Origin of the sequence: Janibacter indicus (assembly GCF_900176385.1) — a bacterium.
Taxonomy (GTDB): Bacteria; Actinomycetota; Actinomycetes; order Actinomycetales; family Dermatophilaceae; genus Janibacter; species Janibacter indicus.
On the sequence record NZ_FWXN01000015.1, the window covers coordinates 48,507 to 58,882 of the forward strand.

General features: G+C 70.8%; 9 protein-coding genes. 4 read left to right on the plus strand and 5 right to left on the minus strand.

Annotated elements, in window-relative coordinates; all coding sequences use genetic code 11:
* Window positions 1-38: 38 nt before the first annotated feature.
* From B9B60_RS16065 to B9B60_RS16075, 3 genes are read left to right on the plus strand one after another with little or no spacing between them, the layout of a single operon-like run.
* Window positions 39-404 (plus strand): YidH family protein, encoded by a 366-nt coding sequence (locus tag B9B60_RS16065; RefSeq protein ID WP_084453013.1) that lies wholly within the window; start codon window positions 39-41, stop codon window positions 402-404.
* A gap of 2 nt (window positions 405-406) precedes the next feature.
* Entirely contained in the window at window positions 407-724 is a 318-nt protein-coding gene (locus B9B60_RS16070; protein ID WP_084453014.1) for a DUF202 domain-containing protein, read from the plus strand.
* The gene (locus B9B60_RS16075; protein ID WP_084453016.1) at window positions 724-1,479 is read left to right on the plus strand and encodes a helical backbone metal receptor; all 756 of its coding nucleotides are present in this window, start codon (window positions 724-726) and stop codon (window positions 1,477-1,479) included. Before B9B60_RS16070 ends, B9B60_RS16075 begins: the two co-directional genes overlap by 1 nt.
* 84 nt (window positions 1,480-1,563) lie before the next feature.
* On the opposite strand, the gene B9B60_RS16080 is transcribed toward B9B60_RS16075, so the two are convergent.
* The 4 genes from B9B60_RS16080 to B9B60_RS16095 all read right to left on the minus strand — a co-directional run bounded on the left by B9B60_RS16080 (window position 1,564) and on the right by B9B60_RS16095 (window position 6,990).
* Complete coding sequence (locus tag B9B60_RS16080; RefSeq protein WP_084453018.1) at window positions 1,564-3,309, minus strand: S8 family serine peptidase; 1,746 nt, start codon at window positions 3,307-3,309, stop codon at window positions 1,564-1,566.
* Window positions 3,310-3,407: 98 nt separating this feature from the next.
* Window positions 3,408-4,202, minus strand: coding sequence for a ParA family protein (locus tag B9B60_RS16085; RefSeq protein ID WP_084453020.1), 795 nt, complete (start codon window positions 4,200-4,202; stop codon window positions 3,408-3,410).
* 152 nt (window positions 4,203-4,354) lie between these two features.
* On the minus strand, window positions 4,355-5,620 hold the full coding sequence (locus B9B60_RS16090; RefSeq protein WP_084453022.1) for an acyl-CoA dehydrogenase family protein: 1,266 nt from the start codon (window positions 5,618-5,620) through the stop codon (window positions 4,355-4,357).
* A 44-nt stretch (window positions 5,621-5,664) separates the two neighbouring features.
* Window positions 5,665-6,990 (minus strand): acyl-CoA dehydrogenase family protein, encoded by a 1,326-nt coding sequence (locus B9B60_RS16095; protein ID WP_200811256.1) that lies wholly within the window; start codon window positions 6,988-6,990, stop codon window positions 5,665-5,667.
* A 294-nt stretch (window positions 6,991-7,284) separates the two neighbouring features.
* Here B9B60_RS16095 and B9B60_RS16100 point away from each other — a divergent pair, with 294 nt between their 5' ends.
* Window positions 7,285-9,123 (plus strand): phosphoenolpyruvate carboxykinase (GTP), encoded by a 1,839-nt coding sequence (locus B9B60_RS16100; protein ID WP_084453024.1) that lies wholly within the window; start codon window positions 7,285-7,287, stop codon window positions 9,121-9,123.
* Window positions 9,124-9,532: 409 nt separating this feature from the next.
* On the opposite strand, the gene B9B60_RS16105 is transcribed toward B9B60_RS16100, so the two are convergent.
* Complete coding sequence (locus B9B60_RS16105) at window positions 9,533-10,036, minus strand: winged helix-turn-helix transcriptional regulator (RefSeq protein WP_084453026.1); 504 nt, start codon at window positions 10,034-10,036, stop codon at window positions 9,533-9,535.
* Window positions 10,037-10,376: the final 340 nt, after the last annotated feature.

Below are 10,376 nucleotides of genomic sequence, written 5' to 3' on the forward strand. Positions count from 1 at the left end.
TTGCCGGAGGGCAATGCGGACCTCGGTAGCCTGCGACCGTGACCTCAGACCGCTGGCCCGGGTACGTCTACGGCGAGGGAGAAGAACCGGACTACCGCTTCTCCCTCGCCAACGAGCGCACCTTCCTCGCCTGGCTGCGCACGACCCTCGCGCTGCTCGCCGCCGGTGTCGCCGTGGACGTCATCGACATCGGTGTCCCCGCCGCGATGACCACCGGGCTGGCCGCGATGCTGCTGGCCCTCGGCGCGCTGTGCCCGCTCCTCGCCTTCCTCCGGTGGGCGATGGCCGAGCGGGCGATGCGAAGGGAGGAGCCACTCCCTTCGCTCGGGGTGTCGGCTGCCGTCATCACCGGTGTCGTGCTCGTCGCCGCGGCCGCCCTCGCCGTCGTCGTGGCGGGCGGCTGACGATGACCGAGCTCGCGAGGTCGGCGCCGCGGGGCGCCCAGCCGGAGCGCACCGCGCTGTCGTGGCAGCGCACCTCGCTGACGACCGCTGCGGGGGCCGCGGTCATCGCCCGGCACACGACCGGCGAGATCGGACCGGCCGCGCTGCTCATCATGCTCGCCACCCTCGGTCTGGCCGGTGCCGCCTTCGCCATGGGCCGCCGCCGCTATGCGGCCGAGCCCGAGTCCACCCGGCGACGGGACGGCCGGGCCCCCTTCGTCCTCGCCGTGGCCATCGTCGGCATGGCGGCGACCGAGCTGCTCACCCTGGCGGTGCACTGATGCTGCGCGACGACCTGGGTGCGCCCGTCGACCTGACCGCTCCCCCGCGGCGGGTCGTCTCGCTCGTGCCCAGCCTCACCGAGGCGATCGCCACGAGCTGCCCCGAGACCCTCGTCGGCGCGACCGACTGGTGCACCCACCCGGCCGACCTCGACGTGGCCCGGGTCCGCGGCACCAAGAACCCCGACCTGCGCGCGATCGCCGACCTCTCCCCCGACCTCGTCGTCGCCAACAAGGAAGAAAATCGCGAGCTCGACGTGCGCCGCCTGCGTGAACGAGGTGTCACCGTCTGGGTCACCGACATCGAGGACGTGCCGTCGGCGTTGACCTCGATGCGCCGGCTCTGGGTCGAGGCGCTGCGCCAGCCGGTGCCCGAGTGGTTGGTGCAGGCCGAGCAGCTCTGGGGCACAGCGGCGCCCGCCACCCGAGGGACCGTCGCCGTCCCCATCTGGCGCGACCCGTGGATGGCCGTCGGCCCCCGCACCTACACGACCGACCTGCTGACGCGGCTCGGCTGGACCAATGCCCTCGCCGGCCCCGACGCCGACCCGAGCGACCGCTACCCGCGCGTCGACCTGGCCGATCTCGACCATCCCCGCGTCGACCTCGTCCTCCTGCCCGACGAGCCCTATGTCTTCACGGCCGAGGACGGACCGGAGGCCTTCACCCACGCGCCGACCCGGCTCGTGAGCGGCCGCCTGCTCACCTGGTACGGCCCGGCGATGGTCGAGGCCCACGAGACGCTCGCGACGTGACGAAGGGGGCCGGTCACCTCGCGGTGACCGGCCCCCTTCGAGGCTCCTGCGTCGCACCTGCGGACGACGGTTCGTGGTGGTGCGTCAGAGCTTCTTCTTCGCCACCGCGGCCTGGGCGTCGATGATGCCCTCGCCGTAGAAGCCGTTGAAGTCCTCGTCACCGACGCAGGTGGCGGTGTAGGCCGCCGGGAGCCCCGGGTAGACGACGGTGCGCGGCTCGGGGCAGGCCTTGTTGCGGGCCGTGCCCAGCAGCACCTCACGGGTGGTGTCCGCGGCGAGGCCGAAGCCGGCCCTGCCGGCGGTCTTGCCGTAGCGCGAGACGATCAGGGAGGCGACACCCGCCGCGTGCGGCGAGGCCATCGAGGTGCCCTGGTAGTACTCGTAGTAGCCGCACTGCTCCTTGCCCTTGACCCTGCCGCAGTCCTTGAAGACGTAACCCTCACCGGCCTCGGTGATGTTGCCGTCCTCGTCGACCGAGCCCTCGGCCTTGACGACGTTCTCCGGGACGGACGACAGGATCAGGTTGCTCGGGCTGCGGTAGTCGGGGGTGCCGTAGTTGTCGCGGGAGTCACCACCGGGGGCGCTGATCTCGATCTCGTCGGAGGTCAGGTCGGTCGTGTAGTTGGAGAAGTAGGACTTGCGCTCCGTCGGGCCGACGGCCGAGACCCCGATGACGTGCGGACCCTCGACCGGCAGGTCCTTGCAGCTCGAGTTGTCGATGGTGCGGTCGTGGGCATTGCCCTCGGGGTAGTTGGGGCTCTCCGAGTCGGTCCCGGGGTTGGCCAGGTCCGTCGCGGCGTTGCCGAGCGCACCGACCATGGTGACGTCCTTGGAGTGCGCGTAGTTGAGCGCACGCGACATCGACTCGATGATCATGTCCTGCTCGGCGGCCTCCTCCGGGCTGTCCTCGGGCGCACCGCCCTCGCAGTAGTAGGCCCACGGGTCGACGTAGAAGCTCATGTTGACCACGTCGAGGCCGGCGTCGGCGGAGTAGGTCAGGGCGTTGACGGTGGGGCCGACGAAGAAGTAGCCCGCGTCCTGACCAGCGCGCACGTTGACGATCGAGACGTCCGGCGCGACACCGGAGACACCGATGCCGTTCTTGGCCGCGGCGATCGTGCCCGCCACGTGGGTGCCGTGCCCGCCGTTGTCGACGTCGGCAGGGTCGACGCAGGACTCGACCTCGCAGGGCCCGTCGATGTCGGGGATGTCGGTGGTGAAGTTGCGCGAGAGCTTGTGGTCGAAGTTGGGCGCGATGTCCGGGTGGCTCGCGTCGACGCCGGTGTCGATGACACCGACCTTGACCCGCTTGTCGCCGGACTCGACCTGGTGCGCGGCAGACGCGTTGATCATGTCCAGGCCCCAGAGCTTGTCGTCGAGGGGGTCGGCCCCCTTGCTCTTGCTCTTGCCCTTGCCCTGGCCCGCGGCGGCGGCCTTGCCCTTGGCCTGGGCGCGCGGACGCTCGAGCTGCTGCTTCTTGGCCCGCTCCTGCGGGGAGCGACCGACGATGCCCTCCTCGGCGGCGCCGAAGACGCCCTTCATCGCCCGCGTCTTCGCGGCGAAGGCGGTGTCGGTGGACGTGACGGTGACCATCCCGACCTTGTCGTTGACCGAGACGACCTTCGCCCCCTTCGCCTCGAGGCGCTTGGCGAGGGCGGTGGCGCTGCCGCCACGGTCGGCGAGCACGACGTAGCTCGTCTCGGCCCCGGTGGCGGAGACGGTCGATCCGGTCTCGACGGTGGGTGCTGCGGTGGCGGTTGCAGTGGCGGTCAGCCCGGTCGCCCCGAGCGCGAGGGCGCCCAGGACCGCGGCCATGCGCTGGTGTCGCATGTGGTTCCTCCCGATGGTGATCGGCGGCGGTACGCCGCCATCGGGAACTGTATGACTCAGGTCACGCATCCGGGGGAGATCGCTGAGTCAGGAAATGGTCAGGGACGCTGCCGTCGAGCCGCCCGCAGGGCGTGGGCGAGGATCCCGTCGAAGAGCGCCGCGACCTCGCGGGCGCCCGGGTTGCGCAGGGCGTGGATGGGGACGTAGGCGCCCTGCGCACGCTGGACCGCGGTGCGCTCCGGGATCTGCTGGGTCAGCACGAGCGGCCCGAAGAGCGAGGTGAGCTCCTCGACGCGGTAGCGGTGCTCGCCGATGTTGGGGCGCACGCGGTTGATGACGATGCCGAGCGGCTGGAGGCGGGGGTTGAGCTGGGTGCGCACGTCGTGCACCGCCCGCAGCGCCCGGTCGGCCGCGGCGATGGCGAAGACCCCCGGCTCGGTGACGATGATCGCCCGGTCGGCCGCGGCCAGACCGATGCGGGTGAGGCCCCCGAGCGAGGGCGGGCAGTCGACGAGCACGAGGTCGTGGTCGCCGGACACCTTGTCGAGCACGGCGCGAAGGGAGGTCAGCCGCCGGGAGGAGAGGTCGGTGCGGTCCATCGCGGCCAGGCCGTCGCCGCCGACGACGACGTCGACGGGCGGGTGGTCACCGTCGCTCCAGTGGCTGCGCAGGGTCGCGGCGCGCAGGTGACGGCGGCGCGGCTCGTCGATGACGAGGGCACTCGAGGCGCTGACCTCCCCGTCGACGTCGAGACCGGCAGTCGAGTCGCCCTGCGGGTCGAGGTCGACGACGAGCGTGCGCAGCCCGGCGGCCCGCGCGGCCGCGACGAGCCCGAGGGTGACGGACGTCTTGCCCACACCACCCTTGAGGCTGCACACCGCGAGGACGATCACGCCCCGATGATAAGGCGCGGCGCCCCCTTCGTCCGGGGTGGGACGAAGGGGGCGCGGCGGCGGCTGCAGTCTCCTGAAGGTCGTGCGCCCCCGAGACCGCATTGCCCTACGGCAATGCACACCCGAGACCGCATTGCCCTACGGCAATGCGACTACTTGAGCTCCTTGCTGGAGTAGCCGAGGAGCCGGCGGGCCACGACGAGCAGCTGGATCTGCTGCGTGCCCTCGAAGATGTCGAGGATCTTGGAGTCGCGGGCCCACTTCTCGAGCAGGTGCGTCTCGGCGTAACCGGTGGCGCCGGCCAGCTCCACGCAGGCGAGGGAGACGTTGACGCAGGTGCGCCCGGCCTTCGCCTTGGCCATCGAGGCCTCCATCGAGTTGGGCTTGCCGTTGTCGGCCATCCACGCCGCGCGCAGGGTGAGCAGGTAGGCGCTCTGGTAGTCGGCCTCGAGCTCGATGAGCTTGGCGGCAGCGGCGGACTGCACATTGGCCGGCCGGTCCCAGTCGACCTCGATGCCGGCCTCCTTGAGCAGCTCCGTGGTCTTGTCGAGCGACGCACGGGTCAGCCCCAGCGCCATCGACGCGACGAGCGGACGCGTGTTGTCGAAGGTCTGCATGGCGCCGCCGAAGCCGCCCTCGATCTTGATCTCCGGGTCACCCAGGAGGTCCTCCGCCGGCACGCGGCAGTCGTCGAGGACGAAGGCCGCGGTGTCGGACGCGCGGATGCCGAGCTTGTGCTCCAGGCGCACCAGCTGCAGTCCGGGGTTGTCGCGCCGGACGACGAAGGACTTGATCGCCGTCTTGCCCAGGCTGCGGTCGAGGGTCGCCCAGACGACGACGAGCTCGGCCCGCTCACCGGAGGTGACAAAGATCTTCTCGCCGTTGAGCACGTACTCTTCGCCGTCCTTGACCGCGGTCGTGCGGATGGCGCCGGAGTCCGAGCCGACGTCGGGCTCGGTGATGGCCATGGCGGCCCACTTGCCGGCGTAGCGCGCCTTCTGCTCGTCGTTGGCGACGGCGGCGATCGCCGCATTGCCCAGCCCCTGGCGCGGGATGGACAGGGTCAGCCCCACGTCGCCGCGGCAGGTCTCGAGGATGGAGAGCACCGACGAGAGGTTGGAGCCGTTCTTGTTGTCCTTGGGGCCCTTTTTCGGGCTGCGGCCGGAGCCGACGGCCGCGACGTCGCCCTCCTCCGCGCCGTCGTCCTTGGCGCGGGTCGAGGAGGAGGCACCCGCGCCCTGGCCGGCGCCACCGTCGGACATGCCGTCGATGACGGCCGAGACGAGGTCGAGCTCGGCGGGGTACTCGTGCTCGGCGCGGTCGTACTTGCGCGAGATGGGCCAGAAGACCTCCTCCGCCATGCCGCGCGCCTGGGCGACGAGGGGGCGGAACTTCTTGGGAACCTCGAGGTCGATCATGATCGTGTCCTTCGTGTCAGGTCTGTGGGGTGAAGGGGCCGCGCTCAGACGAGCAGCGTGCCCTCGAGGACTCCGGCGCCCCGCAGGTCGCGGTACCAGCGCTCGTTGTCGAACTCCTTGACGAAGCCGTGGCCGCCGAGCAGCTGCACGCCGCTCGATCCGATCCACGTGGCGTGGCGGCTGACGAGGCTGCGGGCCTGGGCGATCTCGGCGCTGGCGTCCTCGCCGCGGTCGAGGCGGGCGGCGGCCTTCCACACGACGAGGCGCAGTCCGGCCAGCTCGATGGCGATGTCGGAGACGGTGAAGGCGACGGCCTGGCGGTAGCCGATCGGCTCGCCGAAGGCCTTGCGCTCCTTGACGTACTCGCTCACGTGGTCGAGCACCGCCTGCGAGGTGCCCACGGCGGCGGCCGCCCAGGCCAGCCGAGCACGGCGCACGGCGTCGGCGTGGTCCTCGGCGGTGCCGAGCAGGTCGCTCTTGGCGACGCGGGCCCCCTCCAGGTGGAGTCGGGCGGTCTTGGCGGCACGGACTCCCATGGCCGGGTCGTCCTCGGTCTTCACGCCCTCGGTGCCGGGCTTGACGAGGACCAGTCGCGGCTCGCCGTCGATCGCGGCCGAGACGATGAAGAGGTCGGCCGCCTCGGCGCCGGGGACGATGGCCTTGACGCCGTCGAGGACGATCTCGTCTCCCTCGACCCGGCCCGTGGTGCGCAGGGCGAAGGGGTCGAACAGCGGCTGGGGCTCGTGCAGGGCGAGGGCCGCCGTCGGCGGCGTCTCGCCGGTGAACTCCGGCAGGTAGGTCGCCTGCTGGTCGGCGTCGCCGTAGGCAGCGATGGCGGTGGCGACGGCAGCCGGCGCCATGATCGCCGTGGCCATCCCCATGTCGCCACGGGCCAGCTCCTCGAGCACGATCGCGCCGGTGACGGCGGAGCGCTCCTCGGCGATGCCGTCGAGCTCGGCCGGGACCCCGACGAGGTGGAGCCCGACCTCGGCCGCGGCGGTGCGGACCTCGGCCGGCACGGCGCGCTCGGCGTCGGCGGTCGCGGCGGCGGGGCGGATGATCTCGTCGGCGAGCTCACGCGCCACGCCCTGGATCATCTGCTGGTCCTCGGTGGGCGTGAGGTCGAAGAGCGGCTTCGGCTTCGCCGTCGCGGCGCGGGCCGGGCCGCCGGAGCCCTGCTTCTTGGTGAAGGCGCGCCCAGCAGCGGTCTGCGCCTTGAAGCCGGTGACGGCGCCCTTGTAGAGGTACCGCTCGACCTTGGCGCGCACCTCCTTGTCCTTCAGGCCGGGCAGCCCGCCGGCCTTGGCGATGAGCCGCAGGCCGAGTCGCTGGCCCTTGTCGGCCAAGGACATCGTGTCGGTGGAAGCCATGTGGGAGAACCCTTCGCGACAGTGCTGAGTGGAACGGAAAGTGTGCGATACCGACAGTACCTGCTACACCTCGTATCGGTAAACCGGCGAGTCACTACGAGTTTCGGCAGCACCCCTGGACGGGACGGTCGAAGGGAGAGGCTCGCGCCCCCTTCGCCCCGCAGGTGGGTCACATCACGCCTCGGGGCCCCGGACCTCCCCGCCGTGACCAGCCGCCGGACGGTAGCCTGCCCGCAACCGGGAGAACCCGCGAGGGACCGCCCGCACACCAAGCACGTGAGAGGGAAACTGAGCATGGTCGACGTCGACGCCGCGCTTGACGCGTCAGGTCTCACCAACGAGGCCGTTCGCGAGTACGTGAAGCACTGGGCCGAGATCACCCAGCCGGACCGGATCGAGGTGGTGGGCGCCGACGACGACGACCGCCTGATCGCCGAGGCCGTCGAGGCGGGTGAGCTCCTCCCCGCAGGCGAGGGCCGCTACTACTCCCGCTCCTACTCCAAGGACACCGCGCGCTCCGAGGAGCGCACGATCGTCGCGACCAACGACGAGAAGGACAAGGGCGTCTACAACAACTGGCGCCCCGCCGCGGAGATGAAGGAGAAGCTGACCGAGCTCATGCGCGGTCAGTCCAAGGGCAAGACGATGTACGTCCTGCCGTACCTCATGTCCCCCAAGGGCAACGAGCTCGCCCAGTGGGCCACCGGCGTCGAGCTGACCGACTCCCGCCCCGTCGTGCTGCACATGATCCGCATGTCGCGCGTCGGCGTCGAGCACGTCAACGACCTGCCGGTCCAGGACGACTTCGTCCGCGCCGTCCACGTCACCGGCGACCTCGAGAACCTCGGTCAGGGGACGCCCGACGACAAGCGCTACTTCGTCACCGTCGCCGACGAGCGGACCATCCTGCACTTCGGCTCGTCCTACGGCGGCAACGCGCTGCTCGGCAAGATCGCCCACGGCCTGCGCCAGGGCGCCTACGACGGCTGGGCGACGAAGAAGTTCCTCGCCGAGCAGTACATGCTCATCGGCATCACCGACAAGGAGACCGGCAGGCGCTACCACATCACCGGTGGCTTCCCGAGCGCCTCGGGCAAGACCAACCTCGCGATGATGCTGCCGCCGGACGCCCTCGGCGACCGCTACCAGGTCGACTTCTACGGCGACGACATCGCCTGGCTGTGGGTCGACGAGTCCACCGGCAAGCTCATGGGCATGAACCCCGAGTTCGGCGTCTTCGGTGTCGCCAAGGACACCAACGAGAGCACCAACCCGACGGCGCTGCACTCCGTCGACCCGGGCACCAAGGTGATCTTCACCAACATCGCCTACAACCCCAAGACCGAGGAGGTCTGGTGGGAAGGCCGCACGCCCGAGCCGCCGGCCGACGTCGACGGGTGGCTCGACTGGAAGGGCGACGCGATCGCCGACCGCGAGCCCGGCGACACCTCGCCGTGGGCGCACCCCAACAGCCGCTTCACGACGACGCTGGCCAACGTGCCCAACGCCGCCCCCGACTTCGATGAGGCCGCGGGTGTCGAGATCGACGCGATCATCTTCGGTGGCCGCACGCGTGACCGCGAGCCGCTGATCCGCGCGATCACCGACCTGCCCGAGGGCGTCTACGACGGTCTGACCCTGGGCGCCGAGGCGACGGCCGCGGCCGAGGGTGTCGAGGGCCAGCTGCGCTACGACCCGATGTCCAACCGCCCCTTCATGGCCTACGGCGAGGGCGACTACGCGCGCCACTACCTCGACATCGTCGGGGCCGCCAAGGACAAGCCGCTCTTCGCGCACGTCAACTGGTTCCAGAAGGACCCGGAGGACGGTCACTACCTGTGGCCCGGCTACCGCGAGAACCTCCGCCCCCTGCTGTGGCTCATGCAGCTCAAGGCGGGCGAGGTCACCGGTCGCCAGACCCCGGTCGGCATCATCCCGACGCAGGAGGAGCTCGAGCTCACCGGGCTCGACCTGCCGCAGGAGGACCTCGACCGCATCCTCGACATCGACGTGGCCCGCTGGCAGCAGGAGATGGGCTTCCGCGAGGAGCACCTCAAGGCCTTCGACCGGCTGCCCGAGGAGATCTGGGAGGCCCACCGCCGCGTGGCCGCCGACCTCGACAAGCAAGCCTGACCCTTTCCTGACTCGGCGCTGACGCGCCGGGCTGACCGGAAGAACGACGAAGGGCGTTGCCCCCCCAACGGGGGTGACGCCCTTCGTCGTTGTCGACATGCGAGGGTCCGCGAGCGCCGCTATGGTCCGGGGCACCGCCACACCCTGTGACGACCGTCACGTCGCGGAACCCCCTCACCCTTGCTAGGGCGGCGAGCAGTTCGCCGGCGAGCAGGACGACGACCCGGACAACGCGACCGACTGCGCGAGCGCCTACTCCGGCAGCAGCGTCATCGCGACGACCGAGTTCCAGGTGATGCGCCGCTGACCGTGCACAGAAGGTCGTGCTGGTGCATCTCGTGGCGTTCCCCGGCCATCTGGTGCACCAGCACGACCACCTGTGCACGCCGTCCGCAGGGACGAAGGGAGATCACCGCGGGGAATGCAGCTCACCGGCAGCGACGAGCCGGTCGCGTCGGTCGCGCCAGGGCTTGTCCCACGACATCTCCTCAGGGACGAGCGGCTCGCCGCAGGCGCTGCAGATCTCGCCGCGCGTCGTCTCCGACCCGCAGGCCTCGTGGATGAGCGCCATGTGCCCGCCGCCGGGTGGAGTCACCGTGTGCCGCTCGCCCCAGATCGCCAACTGCTGCAGCACCGGGAGCAGCTCGGCGCCCGCCTCCGTCGCGGCATAACCCTGGCGGGTGCGCCCACCGTCGGAGTAGTCGACGCGCTCCAGGAGGCCGGCCTCGACCATCGCGCGCAGCCGTCGGCTGAGGACGGCGTCGGAGATGCCGAGGTTGTCGCGCAGCGTGTCGAAGCGCCCTCGCCCGTGGAGGACGTCGCGGATGATGAGCAGGACCCAGCCGTCACCGAGGACGTCGAGCGAACGCCGGACAGGGCACAGGTCGTCGGACCAGTCGGATCGAAGCGGCATGCGGGGCCTCCGGGGGTCGTGGGCTGCGCCCCAGCATAACTTCCCCGAAGAAAGTTGATGGGCGCCGAGCGCACATGTCCCGGGCACGAGTCAGGCCCCGGTCGCCAGTGGCGATCGGGGCCTGTCCGTCTGTCTCAACACAGAGCGCGCCCGTTGTCCATGGCCGTGACAAAGTCCCCACTGGTGGCCAGATGAGGTCCCCGCTGGTGGCCATGTAGAAGTCCCCACCCTCTGCTCGTGTCATGCATGAGCCGGGCCCCTGGACGGTGAACGGTGGCGGTGTCGAAGCCAGTCACCGCACCGCCCAGGGAGCTCCATTGAAGAACATGAGGGAAGAGTT